Source organism: Asanoa sp. NPDC049475 (genome assembly GCF_040676915.1).
Taxonomy (GTDB): domain Bacteria; phylum Actinomycetota; class Actinomycetes; order Mycobacteriales; family Micromonosporaceae; genus Asanoa.
In genome coordinates, this window is record NZ_JBFAPY010000010.1 from 196792 (window position 1) to 219999 (window position 23208).

The following is a 23208-nucleotide window of genomic DNA, read 5'->3' on the forward strand; positions in this document are numbered from 1 at the left end:
CCTGAACCTGCCCGCCGAGTCGCTCATCGCGCAGCTCGGCCCCCGCCGCCCGCGCGGCCGTTGGCTCAACCAACCCCCGGGCACCATCGACATCGACCGGCTGTTCGCCAACGGCGCCAGCGTCGCCAAGATTATGAGTGAGCTCGATCGGTGGATGTACCACGAGCTCAGCCGGGTCAGCATGCACGACCTCTATCTGGTCGGGGCTGACCGGCAGGAGCGCGGTCTCGTCTGCCGGCAGGTGCTCCGGGCCAACGTCGACCGCGTGTCCCGTACCGTCGGGATCTTCCACACCGACGACCCGCACGCACCCGTCAGCGTGCATCCACGGCGGAACTGCCGGGTCGGGCGGGTGCGGTCCGATCCCGGCACCGGGCTGCTGGCCGCGGAGATCATTTTCGACCGGATGCTCGCGCAGGGAGACACGGCGTTCATCGAGTACGAGTTCGAAAGCGGCTCGACCGTCCCGCCGGACGCCTGCAGCTGGAGGTTCACGGACGCGCCGACGGCCGTACTCTGGTTGCCCGGGTTCGTGACCGACGGGTTGTTCGGGTTGGTCCCGCCGTTCATGAAGCCCGTGTAGAGCAGGCGGTTCGGCGACCCGCTGCCCGGGCTCGTCACCTTGCCGGTGCTGGCGTTGTTGACGAGCGCGTCCCGCACCTGAGCCGGCGTCGCCGACGGGTTGAGTCTCAGATAGACCGCCGCCGCCCCGGCCGTGTGGGGCGAGGCCATCGAGGTGCCGGTCATCGTGGCGCTGCCGGTGTTGCTGGAGTACGACGCCGACACGATGCTCGTGCCCGGCGCGAAGATGTCCAGGCACGAGCCGTAGTTGCTGCTGCCGTTGCGCGCGTCGGAGCTGTTGGTGTTGCCGACAGTGACCGCCGCCGCTACCGCTTGCGGGCTGTAGTAGCAGGCGTCGTCGGACGAGTTGCCCGCCGCCTGGACGAACTGCACGCCGGACGAGATCAGGCTCGACACCGCGCTGTCCATCGCCTGGCTGCTGCACCGGCTCTGGCAGCCGATGCTGTAGTTGACGACCGCCGGCTTCTGCGCGTTGGTGCGCACCCAGTTGATGCCGGCGATCAGGTCGTCGTTGGTGCCGCTGCCCTGGCAGTTCAGCACGCGTACGGCCACCACGCTCGCCTTCTTGGCCACGCCGTAGCTGGTGCCGACGGCGGTGCCGGCGACGTGCGTACCGTGGCCGTGGCAGTCCGCGGGGTTGCTGTCGTTGTCGACCATGTCGGTGCCCTGCCTGACCCGCCCGGTGAAGTCGACGTGGCTCGCGTTGAGGCCGGTGTCGAGCACGTAGACGGTCGCACCCTGCCCCGGGTTCGCCGGATAGGTGTACGCCTGGTTGACGGGGTGCACAACTTCCCCGCCGACCGCGAGGCCGCCGCGAAGGTGGTCGCGATGATGCCGTCGGCGCCCGCGATGGCCAAGGCCAACCGGGCCTTCGTGCGCCGCGGCGTGGCGTCCGGCCCCCGACGACCCGACCGACTTCGCGGACGACCCGCGGCTGTCGTGCGTGTGGGCCGGAGTCGGCCGGCTGCCGTGACTGGCGCCGGTCCCGATCACCCTCGATGATCGTGGTCATGCGGCGGTTCGACGGGCGCGTGGCGTTGGTGACCGGGGCGGCCCGGGGGATCGGCCGGGCCATCGCGGCCCGGCTCGCGGCCGAGGGAGCAGCGGTGGCCCTGGCCGATGTCGACGCCTCCGCGGTCGAGGCGACCGCCGCCGACGTGGGCGGGCTGCCCTTGGTCTGTGACGTCACGGACCGCGCTTTGGTGGACGCCATGGTCGCGGCGGTGGTCGACCGGCACGGCCGGTTGGACGTCCTCGTCAACAACGTCGGCGTCTCCGCCGCGACACCGTTCCTCGAGATCGACGAGGCGGCGTGGAAGATCGAGTCCGGCCCGACCCTGCACGGCGCGGTCAGCTGCATCCAGGCGGCCCTGCCGCACCTGCTGGCCTCGCCCGTCGGCGGCAACGTGGTCAGCATCGGCTCGGTGAACGGCCTGGCGGCCTTCGGCGAGGTGGTCTACTCGACGGCGAAGGCGGGTCTGGTGAGCCTCAACCAGAACCTGGCGGTGTTGTACTCGCGGCGTGAGCTGGCCCGGCAGGGCTCGTCGTCGCGCGGGATCCGCTTCAACCTGGTCGCGCCAGGCACAGTCCGGACGCGGGCGTGGACGATGAGCGGCCCCGAGGGATTGGAGGTCCTCGACCGGCTGGCGGGGCGCTACCCGGCCGGTCGCGTGGGCGAGCCGGAAGACGTCGCGGCAGCGGTCGCCTTCCTGGCGTCGGACGACGCAGCTTGGATCACGGGCATCGTCCTGCCGGTCGACGGAGGCGCGATGACCGGCCCGCTCAGCCTGGGCAACTGGGCTGAGTGAAACGAGGTCCTCCGCCCGCGTCACCGGCCGTCGGTGGCGTCCATCTGGCGGAGAACCCCCGCGCGGTCAGGGCTGCGGGCACAGTCCGACGTCCGCTGGGCTAGCGGGATCGGTCAGCTGGGTGGGCAGCCCGTTTCTGGACGATGGCGCCGAGCACGGCGATGACCAGGACCGCGCCGCCGAGCCACCACAGCCAGCTGAAGCGGTCGGTGAACGTCGTGGACTCCGGCTCCGTGGCCACCGGGGGCATCTGCTGCGCGGTCTTCGCCTGGACCTTGACCTTTGCCGTGCCCGGGTGCGGGTCCGGGGCCGTCACCGAGACCGACCACTCCCCCGGCGTGAGCACCGGTCCGCTGGAATAGAATCCCTGACCCTCGGCGGACGGCCGCAGCTGGATCGGCCCCACGGACCGCCCACCCTCGCCCGTCGCGGTCAGAACCAACCCGACAGCCTGCTCGACCGGGTGTTTGTCCTTCGTGTAGACAGCCCGGACCGTCACGCCCCCGGCGCCGTCTCCGGCTACGTCGAGCGTGACGGGTCCGTCGTGTGCGTAGGCCGGAAGGCCCGGGACGAGCGCCAGCAGTGCCGCGGCGAACACCGCCGCCACGAACCGAATGACGCTCATCCCGGGAGCTCCCTTACTTCAGCGGTCCGCCGGAGACCTGCCGCGCCGGGTCGCCGGGCACGCGGCCCGTGCCCTTCAGCGGCTTGCCTTCGTTGGCCGTCTTCGCCGCCGCGCTGGCTTCGCCGCCGAGGCGGACGATCATCGCGTTGGCGTCTCGGATCATGACGTCCCGTACCTCGGCGTTCGGCACCAGGGTGGTGTTCGAGGCCAGGGTGACGAGCTCGCGCAGGTGCTTGATCGCCTTGGTGTCGTTGCCCTTCGCCTCGGCGTCACGCGCCGCCTGGAGCTTGGCTCCGAGCTGCTTGTGTGCCTGTTGCGTCAGCCAACCGGTCGCCTTGAAGCGGTCCAGCAGGAACTGCATGTCGCGGAACGACGTGGTCACGTAGAACCGCACGGAAGTGGCGGTGACGTTGCCGGCCTTGTCGGTCGCGGTCACGGTCAGCTCGTGCAGGCCGAGCGGAAGCTCGAACATGGCCTGCAGCTTGTTGGCCGGGTACGCCGCGCCGTCGAGGGTGCCGACGACGCTCTTGAGGCCGGAGGTGGGGTCGACCGCCTCGTACGTCACGCGGACGTCCTGGCTGTCGCCGTAGAGCTGGCCGTCGGCCAGCCCGCCGATGATCACCGTCGGCTTCGTACCGTCGATCTTGATGATCGCCGACTTGAGCGTCTCCACGTTGCCGGCCGTGTCGGTCGCGCGGTAGAGCAGCTCGTGCTCGCCGTTGCCGGAGACGTCGACCGGCACCGTGTACGGGGTCCAGGCGCCGCCGTCGAGCGAGTACTCGACCTTGGCCACCCCCGACCCCGCGTCGGTCGAGGTCAGCGTGACCGGGACGGCACCGTTGTGCCAACCGTCGTCGGTCGCCGGAGCGAACGTCGCCGCGGTGACCGGCGCCGTGGCGTCGATCTTCACCGCGACCGACTTGGTCGCCTCGACGTTGCCGGCCTCGTCGGTCGACCGGAACCGCACCTCGTGCGACCCGTCACCCGACACGACAACCGCCGCCGTGTACGGCGTCCAGGTGGTCGCACCGTCGACCTGGTACTCGGTGCTCGCCACCCCGCTGCCGCCGGCCTCGTCCGCCGCCGTCAGCGTGACCGTCGCCGGGCCGGTGTACCAGCCGTTGACGGCGGTGCCCGAGACCACGGACGTGGTCACCGGCGCCGTGGTGTCGTCGGGCTCCTCAGGGCCCGTCGACAGGCGGAAGTAGTCGAACGAGATCGGCTTCGACGCCTGCTGTGCCGCGCCGAGGCTGAACAGACCGACCTTGGTGTCGGTCGCGACCGCGGCGTTGGTCAGCGTCTCCGGGAACGTGGTCCAGCTGGTGCCGTCCGCGGAGTACGACGCCGTGTAGGTGTCGCCCACCTTGGCCAGCCGCAGGTGCCACACCGCGTTGGTCAGGTTGGTGACCTGCGGCTGCGGGTTCTGCACCACGCTGGCGATCTCGCTGCGGAACTCGATCCGCCGGGAGACCGGCTGACCCGCCGTGTTGTCCGCGATGAAGTCCAACTTGAGGTAGTTGTCGTCATCGAGGTACACCATCAGGCCACCCTGCTGGTACTGCTCGTTGAGCTGGCTGCCGTCGACCTTGGTCTCGATCGTCCAGTCGCCCGCCGGAGCGTTCTGCAGGATGAAGTTGGTCGGTCCGGTGTTGTTGCCGGTGTAGATGTCGCCGTTCGGCACGTCGATCGTCAACGAGCCGCCGCCGACCTGGTAGGCCGTGGCGTCCTCGCGGACGACCGCGTCCCACCGGCACTTGTCGAGCGCCGAGCCGTCGAACTCGTCCGACGGGTCGACCTCGCCACTGGCCTCGTCCGGCGTGATCTGGAACCAGTCGAACTCGGCGTTGACCACCGGCGACGACTGGCCGCCGTTGACCGCGTACAGGCCGATCTTCGGGTTGTTGATCCCCGCCAGCGCGGCCGAACGACCGGCCGGCGTGAACGTCACACCGTCGGTCGAGAACGCCGCGGTGAGGTTCGTGCCGTCGGACGTGAGCCGCAGGAACGCGGTGTCGGTGTCCGCCCGCACGCTGTCGGCCGCCTCGTTGCGTGGCGTGCCGGCCGTCTGGCGGATGAACTCCACCCGCTTGTAGTCGGCGAACAGCAGGTCGAGCTTGGCCCAGTTGGCGTCGTCGCCGTAGAGGATCAGGCCGGCCTGCTGGTAGTTGCCGGTCAACGGGACGGTCACCTTGGTGGTGGCCTCCCAGGCACCGGCCGGTGTCGGCTGGAGCACGAGGTTGCCGGCGTCGGCACGGGAGCCGTAGAGGTCAGCCGCCTGGGTCGGCAGGCGCAGAGCGCCGTTCGCGACCGAGTACGTCTGGTTCTCCCGGATGATCGTGCTCCACCGTTCACGGTCGAGCGCCGTGCCGTCGAAGTTGTCCGAGCGCGCCCCGAAGCAGGACGTGTTCGGCGCCTCGACCCGGATCGGCACGGTGGCGTACGCCGCCGCACCCCGGGCGTCGGTCGCGGTCAGGGTCGCCGTGAACGTGCCGGGTGTGGTGTAGGTGTGCGACGCGTTGGCCGTCGTGGCGCTGGACCCGTCACCGAAGTCCCACGCGTACGTGATCGCGTCGCCTTCCTCGTCGGTCGCCGTGCCGCTGAACTCGACGACCAACGGCGTGGTGCCGGTCGTCGGGTTGCCGGACGCGGTGACCACCGGCGGCGCGTTGTCGGTCACGCCGCGGCCGAGGAAGTCGACCCAGTTGACGTTGAACACCGAGCCCTGGCCGGTGGTGCCGGCCGGGTTGCGGGCGATGAAGAACAGCGGCCCGCTGGTGGTCGGCGGGTTGTCGAGCGGCAGCGTGACGTCCACGTAGGACTGCCATCCGCCCGTGCCGGGCACGTCGACCGTGCCGAGCACGGCACCGTCGACCGCACCGGACCGCACCTCGATCCGGCCGCCGTTGACCGCCGAGGCAGCCCGGAAGCGCAGGCTGGTGATGCCGGTCAGGTTGGCCGGGTCGAACGTCCAGTAGTCACCGTCCTCGATGAAGCCGATGTTCTGGAAGCCGCCCTGCGTGTCGCCGGTCGTCTCCCGCTGCACACCCGGGTCGCCGCCGCCGACGCCGTCGGGCGAGCGGCCGGTCGCCGAGAAGTACTCCGCCTGCTTGCGCTTGGGCTGGAGCTGCTCGATGTCGCGACCGGTCAGCGGGTTGGACCCGCCGGCACCGCCGTCGTCGGTGTAGGTCGCCTCGAACACGCCGAACACGTTGGCGTCAGCGCCGTGGCCGGAGGCGAGCGACGTCTGGATGCTGCCCGTGCAGCCCTGCTGGCTCTGCAGCGGGTGGGCGTGCTCGTCGTGGCCCAGGTAGTACTGGAGCTTGACCCGGGAACAGTCGATGTCGCCGTCCTCGGGGTCGGTCACGGTGACCGTGTACTCGACCTGGTCGCCCCAGTTGAAGAAGCCACCGTCCGGCGGGAACGAGATCGACACTGTCGGCTCGGTGTTGCCCACCGTGATCGGCACGTTGGCCACCGCGGTGCGCCCGCCCGGGTCGGTCACGGTGAGCTGGGCGGTGTAGTTGCCCGCGGCAGCGTACGTGTGACTCGGGTTGGCGTCGGTCGAGGTGCCGCCGTCGCCGAACGTCCAGGCGTAGGTGATCTCCTCGCCGTCCGGGTCACGCGACCCGGCGCTGGAGAACTGGACGCTCAATGGCGACGGACCACTCGTCGGCGTGCCCGAGGCGACCGCGATCGGGGCACGGTCGCCCGCCACGTAGTCGATCCGGTAGATCCCGGAGTTGTCGTTGTTGCCGCCGAACCCGCTGCCCCACTCGATGAGGTAGAGGGCGCCGTCCTTCCCGAATTCGAAGTCCATCGGGCGCAGGAAGCTCATCCCGGTCAGCAGCTGGTTGATGTCGACCACGCTGTGCGCGTCCGCGGCGAGCTGGAACGTGTACATCTTGTTCTGGTTCCACTCACCGAAGATGGCCTTGCCGTCGTAGTAGGCGGGCCACTTGCGGTCCGACGTGCTGGCCGCGTCGTAGCGGTAGACCGGGCCGCCCATCGGGGCGCCACCACCACCGATCTCCGGGAACAGCGGGTTGCCGCTGTAGTCGTAGTCGATGGTGGCCGGGATCGCCGGCGGCAGGTTTTGCAGGCCGGTGTTGTTCGGCGAGTTGTTGACGATCGCGGCGCAGTCGAACTTCGGCCCGCTCGGTCCGCTCGGGAACGTGTAGTCGTTGTAGGCGTAGTTGTTGCCGTGGCAGTAGGGCCAGCCGTAGAAGCCGGGCCGCTCCACGATGTTCCACTCGACCGTGCCCTCCGGACCCCGGTTGGGGTCGGCGGCGCCGGCGTCCGGACCGTAGTCACCGACGACCAGCGTGTCGGTCTTCGGGTCGATGCCGATCCGGAACGGGTTGCGGAAGCCCATCGCGAAGATCTCGGGACGGGTCAGCGCGGTGCCCGGTGCGAACAGGTTGCCCGAGGGGATCGTGTACGTGCCGTCGTCCTCGGGGTGGACCCTCAGGATCTTGCCGCGCAGGTCGTTGGTGTTGCCGCTCGACCGCTGGGCGTCGAAGTCCTGCCGGCCCGGGCGCTCGTCGATCGGGTTGAACGAGTTGGACTCGAACGGGTTGGTGTTGTCTCCGGTCGCCAGGTAGATGTTGCCGGCGCTGTCGAAGACCATGCTGCCGCCCGCGTGGCAGCACGTGTTGCGCTGGGTGTCGACCTGCAGGATCACCTTTTCGGTGGCGAGGTCGACGGTGTTGCCGCTGACGGTGAACCGCGACAGGTAGTTGCGCGGTGCTCCGCCGTCGGGCGCGTAGTACAGGTAGATCCAGTTGTTGGTGGCGAAGTCCGGGTCCAGGCGTACGCCGATCAGGCCGTCCTCGTTGCCGGTGAACACGTCCAGCGTGGCCGCCGTCGTGGTCAGGCCGGTGGTCGGCGAGATGACCTGCAGCCGCCCGTCGCGCTCCGCGTAGAACACCCGGCCGTCGGGCGCCACGTCGAGCTCCATCGGGTTCTGCGTGTTGCTGTCGAGCGTCACCTTCTCGAAGCTGCTCGTCTTGCTGGCCGAGCAGTCGGCGTCGACGACGCCCGCGGTGGTCTCGATGCCGCCGAGCAGGTGGTTGAGGAAGTTCGGCTCGGCGTACGACTCCTGGGTGTGCCCGCTGCCCGTGTACCAGGAGCGGCCGCCGTCGAAGTCCTGGCACCACGCGGTCGGGTGGTCGGCACCCATCGCGCCGGAGCCCGGCGAGTAGCTGGTCTCGTCGAGGCTGGCCAGCACGTGCACGTTGGCGCGCGGGTTGGTGCGGAAGTTGTACCACTCGTCGAAGCGGTTCCACTCAGCCGGCAGGCCCGCGGTCGACGGGTGCGCCGGGTCCTCGACCTTGATCGTGGCGTTCTGGTTGCTCGGGTGCGCCGAGAAGTACGCGCCGACGAGCTGGCCGTACCAGGCCCAGTCGTACTCGGTGTCGGACGCCGCGTGCACACCCACGTAGCCGCCGCCGGCCTTGACGTAGCGCTCGAAGGCCGCCTGCTGGTCGGTGTTGAGCACGTCACCGGTGGTCGAGAGCCAGACGACGGTGGCGAAGTTGGCCAGGTTGGCGTCGGTGAACGCGGCCGCGTCCTCGGTGGCGGTCACCGAGAAGCCGTGGTCCTCGCTTAGCTGCTGGATCGCGGCGATGCCCGCCGGGATCGAGTCGTGCCGGAAGCCGGCGGTCTTGGAGAAGACGAGGACGTTGTACGGGTCGCCCGGCGCTGCCGGCGCGGCGCCGGCGGGCGTGGGGCCGGCCACGAGCACGCCGAGCACGAGGGCGAGGCTGGACGCGAGGGTGATGAGGGGTCTGACGCTGGTCTTGAGTCTTGTCTTGAGTCTGGTCTGGACACGGCGATGGACGGACACGAAGGCACTCCTCCGCAAGCGGTAATGGCCCGGGTTCTCGGCTCGCCGAAGACCGAGTGCCCAGGTTGGATGATCGCTGCCAGACGATTAACTCTTGTGGATCAACGCAAAAACAAGTCTTGCGCGACGTATTTGCATATAACGTTTTAGTAACTACCGTCCACCGGCGACCCTGATCGTGGCACCGGTGACATAGGACGCGTCGTCGCTGAGCAGCCACGCGATGGCCGCGGCGACCTCGTCGGGCTGGCCCGAGCGACCCAGCGGAGAGCTCGGCCCGAGCCGGTCCGGGCGGCCGGCCTCGCCGCTTTGTGTGCCGTGAAAATCCGTGTAGATAATGCCGGGCTGGACCGTGTTGACACGAATTCCGGAAGGCCCGAGCTCTTTTGACAGTCCTACCGTCAGCGCGTCGATCGCGGCCTTGCTGGCCGCGTAATGGGGGTACTCGAACGGCGCCCCCAGCGTCGCGGCGGCCGAGGAGATGTTGACGATCGCGCCGCCCCCGGTCATCCGCCGGGCGGCCTCGCGCGCGCAGAAGATCGCGCCGACCACGTTGACCTCGATGACCCGGCGCAGGTCGTCGTCGGCGAGGTCGACGAAGGGGCCGATCCGGCTGCCGACCCCGGCGTTGTTGACCAGGCCGGTGACCGGGCCGAGGTCCTCGGCTACCCGCGCGAACAGCGTCGCGACCTGGGCCGAGTCGGCCGTCTCGACGGCGTACGCCTGTGCGGTGCCGCCCTTCGCGGTGAGCTCGTCGACGACGGTCTTCGCCGCGGTGGCGTCGTTGCGGTAGCCGACCGCGACAGCGTGGCCGGAGGCGACGAGGCGGCGGCAGGTGGCGGCACCGATGCCGCGCGATCCGCCGGTAACGATGGTGACCTTCACGGGTGGCATTGTCACACCCCGGACGTAGCGTCCCGGACATGAGTCGGCCTTTTCTCGTCGAGGTCCCCGCGGCTGTGCTCGACGACCTGCGCGCCCGTCTCCGGGCCACCCGGTGGCCGTCGCCCGCGCCCGGGGCGGCGTGGGAGCAGGGCACCGATCTCGCCTATCTCCGCGAGCTGGTCGCGTTCTGGGCCGACGGGTTCGACTGGCGGGCGGCGGAGCGCGGGCTCAACACCTACCCCCAGTTCGTCGAGGTGGTCGACGGGGTTCCGGTCCATTTCGTGCACGCTCGGGCGGTCGGTGGCGGCGGGGTGCCGCTGGTGCTGACGCACGGGTGGCCGAGCGCCTGGGTCGAGCTCCTGCCGCTGGTCTCCCGGCTGACCGACCCGGCGGCACACGGCATCGATGGCCCGGCGTTCGACGTGGTGGTGCCCTCCCTACCGGGCTACGGCTTCACCCCGCGTCCCGCGCACACCGGCGTCACCACGCGTTACGTGGCGGGGTTGTGGCACGGGCTGATGAGCGCGCTGGGCTATCCCCGCTACGGGACGGGCGGCGGCGACTTCGGTGCCGGGGTGGCCACCTGGATGGCGCTGACGGCCCCGGAGCGGGTCACCGGCCTCCATCTGACCACGCCGGAGGTCTCGCCCTACCTCGGGCCGGGTTCGGCGCCGCTGACGCCCGAGGAGCGGGCCTACGTCGACCATCTGGCGGCCTGGGATAGCACCGAGCGCGGCTACACGGCCATCCAGAGCAGCCGGCCGCAGACGCTGGGCTACGGGCTGACCGACTCCCCCGCCGGGCTGGCCGCCTGGATCGTGGAGAAGTGGCGGGCCTGGGGCGACACGGGCGGCGACGTCGACGGCCGCTTCGGCCGTGACTTCCTGTGCACGTTGCTGACCGTCTACTGGGCGACGGGGTCGATCACCACGTCGATCCGCGACTACTACGACAACCGCTGGCAGGGCGTCTCACCTGGCCCCGCGGACCGGGTCCGCGTGCCGACCGCGACGGCGGTGTTCGCCAACGAGTTCGTGCCCGAGGGGGTGCCGCCGGCGTCGTGGGCGGAGCGGCTCTACGACGTGCGGCGGCGCACGGTGTTCCCGCGGGGAGGGCACTTCGCCGCCGTCGAGGAGCCCGACCTGGTGGCGAGCGACATAGCGGCGTTCTTCGGGAGCGTGTTGCGCTCGGAGGGTGGTGGTTGATCGACTCAGGGCATGGCAGGGCACATGACCGCCGACGAGTTCCGCCGGCACGGGCACGATCTGGTCGACTGGGTGGCCGACTACTGGGAGTCGGTCGGCTCGCTCCCGGTGCGCCCGACGGACGCACCCGGTGCGGTCGCCGCGCGCCTTCCGGCGGGTCCGCCGGACGAGGGTGACGGCTTCGCCGGCCTGCGGGCCGACCTCGACGAGGTCGTGCTGCCCGGCATGACGCACTGGCAGCACCCGGGCTTCTTCGCGTACTTCCCGGCCAACACCTCGGGCCCGAGCGTGCTCGGCGACCTGGTCGGTGCCGGGCTCGGGGTGCAGGGGATGCTGTGGGCCACCGGGCCGGCCGCGACCGAGGTCGAGACCGTCATGCTCGACTGGCTGGCGGAGCTGCTGGACCTGCCGCAGCGGTTCCGGTCCACCTCGACCGGCGGCGGCGTCATCCAGGACTCGGCCTCCTCGGCCGCGCTGGTGGCCACGCTGGCCGGCCTGCACCGGGCCGGCAGTGGGACGTGGCGCGTCTCGGGCATCGGCGACACCCGCTACACGGTCTACACCTCGACCCAGGGCCACTCGTCGATCGAGAAGGCGGCCCGGATCGCCGGCATCGGTGACGCGGGGGTGCGGCAGGTCGAGGTCGACCCCTCGACGCTGGCGATGCGCCCGTCGGCGCTACGGGCAGCTCTGGCCGCTGACGTCGCGGCCGGTGCCCGGCCGGCCGTCGTCGTGGCCACGATCGGCACCACCTCGACGACGGCGGTCGACCCGCTCGCGGAGATCGGGCGGATCTGCCAGGAGTTCGGGGTGTGGCTGCACGTCGACGCGGCCTATGCCGGCGCGGCCGCGGTCTGCCCTGAGCTGCGTTGGAGCCACGCGGGCCTGGAACACGCGGACTCCTACTGCTTCGACCCGCACAAGTGGCTGCTGACGGGCTTCGACTGCGACGCCTTCTGGGTAGCCGACCGCGAGGCGCTGGTGTCCGCCCTGACTGTCATGCCGGAATACCTGCGCAACGTGGCGACGGAGTCCGGCGCGGTGATCGACTACCGCGACTGGGGCGTACCGCTCGGCCGCCGCTTCCGGTCGCTGAAGCTGTGGTTCGTGCTGCGCTGGTACGGCGCCGAGGGGCTCCGCGCGCACATCCGGTCGGGGGTGGCCCTGGCCCAACGCTTCGCGGCCCACGTGGCCGCCGACGACCGCTTCGAGATCGCGGCGCCGCACCCGTTCTCGCTGGTCTGCTTCCGCCTGAAGGCGGGCGACGCGGCGTCGGAGGCGCTGCTGACCCGGGTCAACGCCACGGGCCGCTTCTATCTGACCCACACGCGCGTCAACGGCGCCTACGTCCTGCGGCTCGCGGTCGGCGCGCCCCAGACGGCGGAGTCCCATGTGGACGAGGCGTGGTCGGTGCTGGCCGCGGCGGCCACCGAGATCCTGGCTGACTAGCTCAGCCGACACCGATGCAGGCGAGCACCGCGGTAGCGTCGGCGGCGAGGAAGACCACGAAGCTTCGCGGTGAGGCCTCCTGCGCGACGCTGCCGACCAGCACCGGCCGCTCCTCGAGCGCGGCCAGCGTCTCGACGGCCTCGGCGAACCCGACCGACGGGATGCCGACCTTCCTGATGTGCGCCTCACGCACGCGATAGCTGGGGGCGAGCTCGTTGGCCGGGATCCCGTCGCCCGGCTGGACATGAAAGATCGCTCCGCCCTCCAGAGCAGCCCGGCAGGCCCGCTGGGCCGGCGCCTCGTCGGCGAGAAGCGAGATCAGTTCAGCGCGTTCCACGCGTGCACGCTACTGGGGGCCGCGCGGCGGATACCTCAGGCGCGCCCACGAGCACCGGCGCGCGACCGGCCACCCCGCGCTCGGGGATGCGCGGAAAGACGACAGTCTTTGGATGCTTTGCTCTGCACCCACATACGCACCACCTCCGAGCTGGGGTGGTGTGTATTCGGGTGCAGAGCAAACGGACTCCGGGGACGTCCGGCGCAGAGCGGGCGATCAGGCGCAGGCGGCCGTTCCGGATCGGAGCGCTGCCGAAGATGGTTCGATGTGCGTACCCGCGGCGGTCCGAGATGCGACCTCCGGACCGTCGTGGGCCTTACACCGCGGCTCCAAGACCAGGCGGCCTGATCCGCGCTCAGGCCGCGGACGAGGCTCACCGTGGTGGACGACGCGGCCTTACGCCCAGGCGGCCGGGTCCGCGGTCAGGTCGCGGACGCGGTCCGGGAGCTTGCCGGTAGCCACGTCGTGGATCGAGACCAGGTCGAGGATCTCGCGCTCGCTCGCGCGCAGCGCGATCCACACGTCCTGCAGGGCCGCCGCGGCGCCCTGATAACCCAGATCTTCCGGACGCTGCCCGCGGACGTTGGCCAGCGGGCCGTCGATCGCCCTTATCACCTGCCCCAGGGTGATCTCGCGGGCCGGGCGGGCCAGCCAGTAGCCACCCTCCGGGCCGCGCTGGGCGTGGACCAGGCCCGCCCGCCGCGTCTGGAGCAGGATGCTCTCCAGGAACTTCGGCGGGATGTCCTGTGCCTTGGCCACCTGCTCGGCGGTCATCGGCACCGGGCCGTCGCTGTGCTGGTCGGCGGCCGCGGCCAGTTCAGCCATCGCGCGTAGTGCGTAGTCGACCCGTGCGGACAGTCGCATGCCACTAAGCCTATCGGGTACGTAGACGCGAAAGGATCATGCACCCACGCGGCGGAGGAGGCCCTCCTGGACCGCGGTGGCGATGTTGGCTCCGTCGGCCGCGAACATCCGGCCCGTGGCCAGGCCGCGGCCGCCCGAGGCGGTCGGGCTCCAGCAGTCGTAGAGGAACCACTCGTCGGCCCGGAACGGGCGGTGGAACCAGAGCGCGTGGTCGAGGCTCGCCCCGATCACCCCGCCCGGTCCCCAGACCTCGCCGTGCACCGACAGCACCGAGTCGAGCAGGGTCATGTCGGAGGCATAGGTCAGCGCGCAGGCGTGCAGCAGCGGGTCGTCCGGCAGCTTGCCGTCGATGCGCATCCACACGCGCTGGTGCGGGTCCGCGCGCCGGTCGCCGGGCGGCACCCAGCCGGGCTCGCCGACATAGCGCACGTCGAGCGACCACGGGACGGACTTCCAGATGCCGAGCCGCTCCGGGTAGGCCGACAGCCGCTCGCGCATCGTCGGCACCTCGTCGGGGCCGGGCACGTCGGGCGGCAGCGGTGCCTGGTGGTCGAGGCCCTCCTCCTGCCGGTGGAAGGACGCCGACATGAAGAAGATGGTCTTCTCGTTCTGTACGGCCACCGAGCGGCGCACCGAGAAGGACCGGCCGTCGCGGATGTTCTCGACGTGGTACTCGATCGGCGCGCCGGACTCCCCGGGCCGCACGAAGTAGCCGTGCAGCGAGTGCACCGTGCGCGACGGATCCACCGTGCGGCCGGCCGCCACCAACGCCTGGGCGGCCACGTGCCCGCCGTAGACGCGCTGCAGGCCGACCACCGGGGTGGTGCCGACGAACGTGCTCTCGTCACGCCGCTCGAGGTCGAGCATCTCGACGAGATAGTCGACCGCCGACTGCCCACCCTCGGGCATGGCTGCGGTCACGGGGTCTGGCGCGGCACGCTGGCCGGGTCGACCAGCGAGCCGATCAGGTGCACCCGCAACGTGTTGGTCGAGCCCGGCGTGCCGGGCGGGCTGCCCGCGACGACGACCACGTAGTCGCCGGGCTCCGCGCGGCCGAGGCCGAGCAGCGCCTGGTCGACCTGGCGGAACATGTCGTCGGTGTGCTGCACGAACGGCATGTGGAAGGTCTCCACACCCCAGCTCAGCGCGAGCTGGGCACGCACCTCGGAGACCGGGGTGAAGGCCAGCAGCGGAAGCTCGCAGTGCAGGCGGGCGAGCCGGCGGACCGTGTCGCCGGTCTGCGAGAACGCGACCAGCGCCTTGGCGCCGACGGCGCGCGCGACGTTGGAGGCGGCGATGGTGAGCGCGCCGCCGTGCGTGCGCGGGTCGTGCTGGAGCCGCGGGATCGGCAGGCCGCCGCCCTCGGTCGTCGAGATGATCTTCGCCATCGTGCTGACCGTCAGCACCGGGTATTTACCGACGCTGGTCTCACCGGAGAGCATCAGGGCGTCGGCGCCGTCGAGCACCGCGTTGGCCACGTCGGAGGCCTCGGCGCGGGTCGGGCGCGCGTTCTCGATCATCGAGTCGAGCATCTGGGTGGCGACGATGACCGGCTTGGCGTCTTCGCGGCACATCTGCACGGCGCGCTTCTGCCACAGCGGCACCTGGTCGAGCGGAAGCTCCACGCCCAGGTCGCCGCGGGCGACCATGATGCCGTCGAACGCGTCGACGATCTCTTCGAGCCGCTCGACGGCCTCGGGCTTCTCCACCTTGGCCAGCACCGGGCGGCGCACGCCGACCTCGTCCATGATCTGGTGGACCAGCTTGGCGTCGTCGGGTGAGCGGACGAACGACAGCGCCACCAGGTCGACGCCGAGGCGCAGCGCGAAGCGCAGGTCTTCGGTGTCCTTCTCGGACAGCGCCGGCACGCTCACCGCGACGTTGGGCAGCGAGACGCCCTTGTTGTTGGAGACCGGGCCGCCCTCGATGACCAGGACGCGGATGTCGTTGCCGGTGACCTCGGTGACCTCGACCGCGACCTTGCCGTCGTCGATCAGCAGCCGGTCGCCGGGCTTGACCTCCTGCGGCAGCTTCTTGTACGTGCAGGAGACCCGGTCGACGGTGCCGGCGACGTCGTCGCTGGTGATGACCACGGAGTCGCCGGTGCGCCACTCGTGCGGGCCGTCCGCGAACCGGCCGAGCCGGATCTTGGGGCCCTGCAGGTCGGCCAGGATCGCGACCGCCCGGCCGGCGGCGTCAGCGGCCTCGCGGACCAGCTTGTAGACCGCTTCGTGGTCCGCGTGGTCACCGTGGCTGAAGTTGAGCCGTGCCACGTCCATCCCGGCGTCCACGAGGCCACGGATCCGCTCCGGCGAGGAGGTGGCTGGGCCCAAAGTGCAGACAATCTTCGCGCGGCGTGTCACGCCCATGAGGCTAGTCTCTTTCCCGGATCGTCCTCGTAACCGGCTTCTGTCGGGAATCCGAACAGTTGCCGCCCACCGGCCTTGTCACCCGCCAGTGGGCCGTGAGCGAGCCTACTCGCGCCCGCGCGGAACCCGAAGCAAGGGCCCCTTGTTAACGGATTTCGCATAGGAAAGGCCCCTTGGCAACACCTGTCCGTTGATCACCGTTAATGCGCTCAGGCCGCCAGCGGGACGGCAGCCGGATCGACGGGGGTGGGCAGCTCGCCCTCCCCGCCCAGGTACGAGTGGATCGCGGCGGCCGCCGCCCGGCCCTCGGCGATCGCCCACACGATCAGCGACGCGCCGCGGTGCATGTCGCCGGCCACGAACACGCCGTCGGTGCCGGTCTGCCAGTCGGAACGGGCGTCGACCGCGCCGCGCGCGTTGCGCGACACTCCGAGCTGGTCCAGCAGCGGCTGCGGCTCGGTGCCGTCGAAGCCGATCGCCAGCAGCACCAGGTCGGCCGGCAGCTCGCGCTCGGACCCCGGCTTCACGTGGATCCGCCGGTGACCGTCGACCTTGGTCACCTCGACCTCGGCGATCCGCACGGCCCGCACCGCACCGGTGCCGTCGTGGACGAACTCCTGCACGCCGACGGCGAAGTCGCGGTTGCCACCCTCCTCGTGGGCCGGGTAGTTGCGCAGGATCCACGGCCAGGTGGGCCACGGGTCACGGGCCTCGTCGCGGACCGCGGGCGGCTCCGGGTAGAGGTCGAGCTGGTAGACCGCCGCCGCGCCCTGCCGGTGCGCGACGCCGAGGCAGTCGGCCGCGGTGTCGCCGCCACCGATGATCACGACGTGCTTGCCGGCCGCGTCCAGCGGCGTCGACGACTGCAGCCCGGCGGCGACCCGGTTGGCCGGCACGAGGTGCTCCATGGCCAGGTGTACGCCACGCAGCCCGCGCCCCGGAGTCGCCGGGGTGTCGCGGCCCAGCAGGGCGCCGCAGGCGAGCAGGACCGCGTCGTACTCGGCCCGGAGCTGGTCGGCGGTCACGTCGACACCGACGTTGACCCCGGTCTCGAAGGCGACGCCCTCGGCCTCTAGCTGCGCGAGGCGCCGGTCGATGTGGGACTTCTCCAGCTTGAAGTCGGGGATGCCGAAGCGCATCAGCCCGCCGATCCGGTCGTCCCGCTCGAACACGGTGACGGCGTGCCCGGCCCGGGCGAGCTGCTGCGCCGCGGCCAGGCCCGCGGGGCCGGAGCCGACCACCGCGACCCGCTTGCCGGACGCGTGCCCGGCCGGCTGCGGCATCACCAGGCCGAGGTCGAACGCGCGGTTGGCGATCTCCACCTCGACCTGCTTGATGGTCACGGGCGCGCCGCCGGCGATGCTCAGCACGCAGGCGGCCTCGCAGGGCGCCGGGCAGAGCCGCCCGGTGAACTCCGGGAAGTTGTTGGTGGCGTGCAGCGACTCCGCGGCGGAGGCCCACTGACCGGTGCGGACCAGGTCGTTCCAGTCCGGGATCCGGTTGCCGAGCGGGCAGCCCTGGTGGCAGAACGGGACGCCGCAGTCCATGCAGCGGCTGGCCTGCTCGCGGATCAGCCCGTCGTCGGCGGACGGGTAGACCTCGCGCCAGTCCTGGATGCGCACCGGCACCGGCCGCCGCTCCGGCAGCCGGCGTTCGTGGTGCAGGAAACCCTGTGGATCAGGCACGTGCGACCTCCATGACCGCCTCGTCGACGTCATGGCCGGCAGCCTCGGCGGCCCTGATGGCCGCCATGACGCGCTTGTAGTCGCGCGGCACGACGGCGGTGAACTCGCGAGCCGCTTCCGGCCAGCGCTTGAGCAGGTCAGCGGCGACGGCCGAGTCGGTCTCCGCGAAGTGGCGCTGCACCAGCGCCTGCACGGTGACCTGCTCGTCGTCGGTGAGCGGGGTCAGGTCGACCAGCTCGGGGTTGACCCGCGCGGGGTCGGCGCGCCACAGGTAGGCGGTGCCACCGGACATGCCCGCGGCGAAGTTGCGGCCGGTCGGGCCGAGCACCACGACGGTGCCGCCGGTCATGTATTCGCAACCGTGGTCCCCGACGCCCTCCACCACCGTGGTGGCGCCGGAGTTGCGCACGGCGAACCGCTCGCCGACCCGCCCGCGCAGGAACAGCTCGCCGCCGGTCGCGCCGTAGAGGATGGTGTTGCCGGCGATGATCTGGTGCTCCGCCACGAACGGCGCGTCGAGGTGCGGGCGCACCACGACCCGGCCGCCGGACAGTCCCTTGGCGACGTAGTCGTTGGCGTCGCCGTGCAGCCGGATGGTCACGCCGCGCGGCAGGAACGCGCCGAACGACTGGCCACCGGTGCCGACGAGGTCGAGCTCGATGGTGTCCTCGGGCAGGCCCTCGCCGCCGTACCTCCGGGCGACCGCGCCGCCCAGCATCGCGCCGACGCTGCGCTGGTCGTTGCGGGCCGCGACGGTGGCGCGCACCGGCGTGCCGTCGCGGAGCGCCGGCTCGGCCAGCTTCAGCAGCTCGTTGTCGAGCGCCTTGGCCAGGCCGTGGTCCTGCTCCTGGATCTTGCGGCGGGCCGCGTCGGACGGCAGGTCGGGCACGTGCAGCACGGGCGTCAGGTCGAGCCCGTTGGCCTTCCAGTGGTCGATCGCCGGCGCCAGGTCGAGCAGCTCGGCGTGGCCGATCGCCTCGTCGATGCTGCGGAAGCCCAGCTCGGCCAGGTAGCCGCGGACCTCCTCGGCGAGGAACTCGAAGAACGTCTCGACGAACTCCGGCTTGCCGGTGAACTTCTCCCGCAGCTTCGGGTTCTGGGTGGCGATGCCGACCGGGCACGTGTCGAGGTGGCAGACCCGCATCATCACGCAGCCCGAGACGATCAGCGGCGCGGTGGCGAAGCCGAACTCCTCGGCGCCGAGCAGCGCGGCGACGATCACGTCGCGGCCGGTCTTGAGCTGGCCGTCGACCTGCACGGTGACCCGGTCTCGCAACCCGTTGAGCAGCAACGTCTGCTGGGTCTCGGCCAGCCCCAGCTCCCACGGGGTGCCGGCGTGCTTGAGCGAGTTGAGCGGGCTGGCGCCCGTACCCCCGTCATGGCCGGAGATCAGGATGACGTCGGCCTTGAGCTTGGCGACACCGGCGGCGACCGTGCCGACACCGACCTCGGAGACCAGCTTGACGTGCACCCGGGCGGCGGGATTGACCATCTTGAGGTCGTGTACGAGCTGCGCCAGGTCCTCGATCGAGTAGATGTCGTGGTGCGGCGGCGGCGAGATCAGCCCGACGCCCGGCGTGGCGTGCCGGGTCTTCGCGATCCACGGCCACACCTTGTTGCCGGGCAGCTGGCCGCCCTCGCCGGGCTTGGCGCCCTGCGCCATCTTGATCTGGATGTCGTCGGCGTTGACGAGGTATTCGGCGGTGACGCCGAACCGCCCGCTGGCCACCTGCTTGACGGCCGACCGGCGCTCCGGGTCGTAGAGCCGCTCGACGTCCTCGCCGCCCTCACCGGTGTTGGACTTGCCGCCCAGCCGGTTCATCGCGACCGCGAGGGTCTCGTGCGCCTCGGCGGAGATCGACCCGTAGGACATCGCACCGGTGGCGAACCGCCGGACGATGGCGCTGACCGGCTCGACCTCCTCGATCGGCACGGCCGGCCGGTCACCGACGCGCAGCTGGAACAGCCCGCGCAGCGAACCGGCCTCGGCAGCCAGCTTGTCCACGGTGGACGTGTAGCGGGCGAAGATGTCCTCGCGCCGGCTGCGGGTGGCGTGCTGGAGTAGGAACACCGTCTCGGGGTTGAACAGGTGCAGCTCGCCCTCGCGGCGCCACTGGTATTCGCCGCCCACGTCGAGCTTGCGGTGGCTGCGCTCGGCCTCGTTGGCCGGGTAGGCGCGGGCGTGCCGGGCCGCGACCTCCGTGTGGATGTCGGCCAGCCGCGCACCGCCGATCTTGGCCGGCGTGCCGGCGAAGTAGCGCTGCACCACCCGGGCGTCCAGGCCGACCGCTTCGAAGACCTGGGCACCGCAGTACGACGAGACGGTGCTGATGCCCATCTTGGACATGATCTTCAGGACGCCCTTGCTGAGCGCCTTGACGTAGTTGCGGATCGCGTCGGCCGGGGCCACGCCGGTCAGCGCACCGGTCGCGATCAGGTCCTCGGCGGACTCGAAGGCCAGATAAGGGTTGACCGCCGCGGCGCCGTACCCGATGAGCAGTGCCGCGTGGTGCACCTCGCGACAGTCGCCCGACTCGACCACGAGGGCGACCTGGGTGCGGGTCTGCTCGCGCACCAGGTGCTGGTGCACGGCGGCGGTGAGCAGCAGCGACGGGATCGGCGCGAGGTCGGCCGTCGAGTCCCGGTCGGAGAGCACCAGGATCCGCACGCCGTCTTCGATCGCCTCGGAGACGTGCCGGCAGATCTCGGTCAGCCGGGCCTTGATGCCGGCCGCGCCGTTGCGCAGCGGGTAGAGCCCGGAGACCCGGACCGCCTTGAAGCCCGGCAGGTCGCCGTCGTCGTCGATGGACAGCAGCTTGGCGAGCTCGTCGTTGTCGAGCACCGGCCGGGGCAGCACGATCTGCCGGCAGCTGGCCGCGTTCGGGTCGAGCAGGTTGCCCTCGGGACCGATGGTCGACGAGAGGCTGGTGACCAGCTCCTCGCGGATCGCGTCGAGCGGCGGGTTGGTGACCTGGGCGAAGAGCTGGTGGAAGTAGTCGTAGAGCAGCCGCGGCCGCGTCGACAACGGCGCGATCGGGGTGTCGGTGCCCATCGAGCCCAGCGGCTCGGCGCCGCTGCGCGCCATCGGCCCGACCAGGATCTTGAGCTCTTCCTCGGTGTAGCCGAAGGTCTGCTGCCGGCGCTGCACCGAGTCGTGCGTGAACACGATGTGCTCGCGGGCGGGCAGGTCCTCGAGGTCGATCAGGCCGGCGTGCAGCCAGTCGTCGTACGGGTGCGCGGCGGCCAACTCGGCCTTGATCTCGTCGTCCTCGACGATCCGGCCCTCGGCGGTGTCGACCAGGAACATCCGGCCCGGCTGGAGCCGGCCCTTGGCGACCACCGTGGTCGGGTCGAGGTCGAGCACACCGGCCTCGCTGCCGAGCACGACCAGCCCGTCCTCCGTGCGCCACCAGCGGCCCGGCCGCAGCCCGTTGCGGTCGAGCACGGCGCCGACCAGCGTGCCGTCGGTGAACGCGACGCTGGCGGGGCCGTCCCAGGGCTCGAGCAGGCTCGCGTGGAAGCGGTAGAACGCCCGGCGGGCCGGGTCCATCGCGGTGTCGTTCTCCCACGCCTCCGGGATCATCATCAGCACGGCGTGCGGCAGCTCGCGGCCGGCCAGGTGCAGGAGCTCGAGCACCTCGTCGAAGTTGGCCGAGTCGGAGGCGGCCGGCGTGCACACCGGGAAGAGCCGACGGATGTTGCCGGGGATCTTCGGCGAGGACAGCAGCGCCTCGCGCGCGTTCATCCAGTTCTTGTTGCCACGGATGGTGTTGATCTCGCCGTTGTGGGCGATGAAACGGTACGGGTGGGCCAGCGGCCACGACGGGAACGTGTTCGTCGAGAACCGCGAGTGGACCAGGGCGATCGCGCTGCGTACCCGACGGTTGGTGAGGTCCGGGAAGAAGGCCGGCAGCTGGTCGGGCGTGAGCATGCCCTTGTAGACCATGGTGCGGGCGGACAGGCTCGGGAAGTAGGCCGGTATGCCCCGCTCGGCGGTCTCCCGTTCGGCCTGCTTGCGCACGCAGAAGGCGACCCGGTCGAGGTCGAGGTCGCTGACCGGGGTCCCGGCCGGACCGTCGGGGCCGTCGTGCAGCCGGTGCGCGGCCAGGAACACCTGCCGGATCCGCGGCCGTACGAGCTCCGCGGTCGTGCCGAGGCCCTCCGGCTCGACGGGCACGTCGCGCCACCCGAGCACCTCGGCGCCCTCGACGATGGCGTACTTCTCGATCACCGTGACCGCCTGGGCGGCCTCGGCGTCCTCGGTGGGGAGGAACACGAGGCCGGTGGCGTAGAAGCCCGCCGGCGGAAGCGTGAAGTCGACCTCTGCCCGCAGGAACTCGTCGGGCACCTGGATCATGATGCCGGCGCCGTCACCGGTGTTGGGCTCCGCGCCCCGCGCGCCCCGGTGGTCGAGCCGGACGAGCGCCGAGAGCCCCTTCGCCACGACGTCGTGGGAGCGGCGGCCGGCGAGGTCGGCTACGAACGCGACGCCACAGGAGTCACGCTCGTTCTCCGGGTCGTACAAACCCTGGGGATGCGGAAATGCCACGGGGCCTCCACGGTCGTCTCAGTCACGCGTGTTTCGGGTTCGGGACGACGTCGGCCCTGCTGGGTCTTCTGAGTTTACGTGAATGCCGGCCCTCATCCGCCAGGACGTATTGATCACACGCCCAGACTTTGAGATGTGTACTCTCGCGCGATGACCACCCCCGATCCTGCCCTCCTGCGCCGCCTCGAGACCTTCTACGATGCCTTGCCCCGGTTCTCGGCACGAGCAGAGGATTTCGGCGGCCTCGTCCTGTTCGTTCGCGAGGGTGCGGGCTGGCCGTTCTACGCCCGTCCGCGCCTCGACGGCGGCGAGCCCCCGTCGGCGGCCGACGTCATGGCCGCCCGCGAGCGGCAGCGTGACCTGGGCCTTCCCGAGGCGTTCGAGTGGGTCCACGAGACCACCCCCGACCTGCTCGCGGTGGCGCGCTCGGCCGGGCTGGCCGTGCTGGAGGCGCCGCTGATGGTGCTCGACCCGGCCGCGCTGCCCACGCTGCCGGCGGCCGGGGTGCGGCTGCTGGACCCTGCGTCGGACGCCTTCCAGGCCGACCTGGAGCTGTCCCGCGCGGTCGCCCACGTGGGCTTCGGCACACCGGGCACCGACAAGGGCGCGGGTGGCCCGGCCGAGCGCGACGCCGCCCGGGTGGAGGCCGACCCGGGCTCGGTCGAGGGCGAGCGCCAGGCGATCCGGGAGGGCCGCCGGTTCACCGCCGTCGCCGAGGTCGCCGACGCCGGCCAGGTCGCCAGCGGCATCGGCATGCGCGCGGGCGACGTGGTGGAGATCGCCGGCGTGGCGACCCTGCCCGCGTACCGCCGCCGCGGCCTCGGTGCGGCGCTTACCCTGGCGCTGGCCCGGCATGCCGTCGACTCCGGCGCCGACCTGGTCTTCCTGTCAGCCAGCAGCGACGACGTGGCCCGGGTCTACCTGAGCGTCGGCTTCCGCCGCATCGCGACGGCCTGCATCGCCGAGCCCGCCCCAGTCGCCGCGCCGTAGGCGCGACCTCGACAA

At 71.2% G+C, this 23208-nt stretch carries 14 protein-coding genes; 4 read left to right on the forward strand and 10 right to left on the reverse strand.

Translation table 11 applies throughout. From position 1 onward, the window contains the following. Nucleotides 1-192 precede the first annotated feature (192 nt). Nucleotides 193-1368 (reverse strand): S8 family peptidase, encoded by a 1176-nt coding sequence (locus AB0J88_RS34870; protein WP_364348807.1) that lies wholly within the window; start codon nucleotides 1366-1368, stop codon nucleotides 193-195. Between the two features lie 224 nt (nucleotides 1369-1592). On the opposite strand from AB0J88_RS34870, the gene AB0J88_RS34875 reads away from it, so the two are divergent. Beyond that, a complete protein-coding gene (locus tag AB0J88_RS34875; RefSeq protein WP_364348804.1) occupies nucleotides 1593-2390 on the forward strand; it encodes an SDR family oxidoreductase in 798 nt (265 codons plus the stop codon). A gap of 100 nt (nucleotides 2391-2490) precedes the next feature. On the opposite strand, the gene AB0J88_RS34880 is transcribed toward AB0J88_RS34875, so the two are convergent. The 3 genes from AB0J88_RS34880 to AB0J88_RS34890 form a co-directional block, all read right to left on the reverse strand. Continuing rightward, the gene (locus AB0J88_RS34880; RefSeq protein WP_364348801.1) at nucleotides 2491-3015 is read right to left on the reverse strand and encodes a hypothetical protein; all 525 of its coding nucleotides are present in this window, start codon (nucleotides 3013-3015) and stop codon (nucleotides 2491-2493) included. Nucleotides 3016-3028: 13 nt separating this feature from the next. After that, on the reverse strand, nucleotides 3029-8860 hold the full coding sequence (locus AB0J88_RS34885) for a ThuA domain-containing protein (RefSeq protein ID WP_364348798.1): 5832 nt from the start codon (nucleotides 8858-8860) through the stop codon (nucleotides 3029-3031). 153 nt (nucleotides 8861-9013) lie between these two features. After that, nucleotides 9014-9754, reverse strand: a complete 741-nt coding sequence (locus AB0J88_RS34890; RefSeq protein WP_364348796.1) for an SDR family oxidoreductase — start codon at nucleotides 9752-9754, stop codon at nucleotides 9014-9016. A 29-nt stretch (nucleotides 9755-9783) separates the two neighbouring features. Here AB0J88_RS34890 and AB0J88_RS34895 point away from each other — a divergent pair, with 29 nt between their 5' ends. Together AB0J88_RS34895 and AB0J88_RS34900 are read left to right on the forward strand one after the other, a co-directional pair. Then, nucleotides 9784-10950 carry an epoxide hydrolase family protein gene (locus AB0J88_RS34895; RefSeq protein WP_364348793.1) on the forward strand — a complete coding sequence of 389 codons (1167 nt, stop codon included), beginning with the start codon at nucleotides 9784-9786 and terminating at the stop codon, nucleotides 10948-10950. Between the two features lie 12 nt (nucleotides 10951-10962). Beyond that, the gene (locus AB0J88_RS34900) at nucleotides 10963-12399 is read left to right on the forward strand and encodes a pyridoxal-dependent decarboxylase (protein WP_364348790.1); all 1437 of its coding nucleotides are present in this window, start codon (nucleotides 10963-10965) and stop codon (nucleotides 12397-12399) included. A 1-nt stretch (nucleotide 12400) separates the two neighbouring features. Here the strand turns inward: AB0J88_RS34900 and AB0J88_RS34905 are convergent, their stop codons facing one another. The 6 genes from AB0J88_RS34905 to gltB all read right to left on the reverse strand — a co-directional run bounded on the left by AB0J88_RS34905 (nucleotide 12401) and on the right by gltB (nucleotide 22203). Continuing rightward, a complete protein-coding gene (locus AB0J88_RS34905; protein ID WP_364348787.1) occupies nucleotides 12401-12736 on the reverse strand; it encodes a hypothetical protein in 336 nt (111 codons plus the stop codon). Between the two features lie 396 nt (nucleotides 12737-13132). Further along, a complete protein-coding gene (locus AB0J88_RS34910) occupies nucleotides 13133-13600 on the reverse strand; it encodes an Rrf2 family transcriptional regulator (protein ID WP_089251592.1) in 468 nt (155 codons plus the stop codon). Nucleotides 13601-13636: 36 nt separating this feature from the next. Next, nucleotides 13637-14521, reverse strand: coding sequence for an acyl-CoA thioesterase II (locus AB0J88_RS34915; RefSeq protein WP_364348784.1), 885 nt, complete (start codon nucleotides 14519-14521; stop codon nucleotides 13637-13639). Further along, nucleotides 14518-15969 (reverse strand): pyruvate kinase, encoded by a 1452-nt coding sequence (pyk, locus tag AB0J88_RS34920; RefSeq protein ID WP_364348781.1) that lies wholly within the window; start codon nucleotides 15967-15969, stop codon nucleotides 14518-14520. Before pyk ends, AB0J88_RS34915 begins: the two co-directional genes overlap by 4 nt. 209 nt (nucleotides 15970-16178) lie before the next feature. Beyond that, nucleotides 16179-17654 carry a glutamate synthase subunit beta gene (locus AB0J88_RS34925; RefSeq protein ID WP_364348778.1) on the reverse strand — a complete coding sequence of 492 codons (1476 nt, stop codon included), beginning with the start codon at nucleotides 17652-17654 and terminating at the stop codon, nucleotides 16179-16181. Further along, nucleotides 17647-22203: a glutamate synthase large subunit gene (gene gltB / locus AB0J88_RS34930; protein ID WP_364348775.1), complete on the reverse strand. Its 4557-nt coding sequence runs from the start codon at nucleotides 22201-22203 to the stop codon at nucleotides 17647-17649. Before gltB ends, AB0J88_RS34925 begins: the two co-directional genes overlap by 8 nt. Nucleotides 22204-22353: 150 nt before the next feature. Between gltB and AB0J88_RS34935 the strand changes: the two genes are divergently transcribed. Beyond that, nucleotides 22354-23193 carry a GNAT family N-acetyltransferase gene (locus tag AB0J88_RS34935; protein WP_364348772.1) on the forward strand — a complete coding sequence of 280 codons (840 nt, stop codon included), beginning with the start codon at nucleotides 22354-22356 and terminating at the stop codon, nucleotides 23191-23193. The last annotated feature ends 15 nt before the right edge of the window (nucleotides 23194-23208 follow it).

Bases quoted from the DNA above. Each gene is read 5' to 3' on its own strand.
- AB0J88_RS34890 (WP_364348796.1), bottom strand. From the start codon at position 9,754: ATGCCACCCGTGAAGGTCACCATCGTTACCGGCGGATCGCGCGGCATC.
- AB0J88_RS34880 (WP_364348801.1), bottom strand. From the start codon at position 3,015: ATGAGCGTCATTCGGTTCGTGGCGGCGGTGTTCGCCGCGGCACTGCTG.
- AB0J88_RS34910 (WP_089251592.1), bottom strand. From the start codon at position 13,600: ATGCGACTGTCCGCACGGGTCGACTACGCACTACGCGCGATGGCTGAA.
- AB0J88_RS34875 (WP_364348804.1), top strand. From the start codon at position 1,593: ATGCGGCGGTTCGACGGGCGCGTGGCGTTGGTGACCGGGGCGGCCCGG.
- AB0J88_RS34900 (WP_364348790.1), top strand. From the start codon at position 10,963: ATGGCAGGGCACATGACCGCCGACGAGTTCCGCCGGCACGGGCACGAT.
- AB0J88_RS34935 (WP_364348772.1), top strand. From the start codon at position 22,354: ATGACCACCCCCGATCCTGCCCTCCTGCGCCGCCTCGAGACCTTCTAC.
- AB0J88_RS34895 (WP_364348793.1), top strand. From the start codon at position 9,784: ATGAGTCGGCCTTTTCTCGTCGAGGTCCCCGCGGCTGTGCTCGACGAC.
- pyk (WP_364348781.1), bottom strand. From the start codon at position 15,969: ATGGGCGTGACACGCCGCGCGAAGATTGTCTGCACTTTGGGCCCAGCC.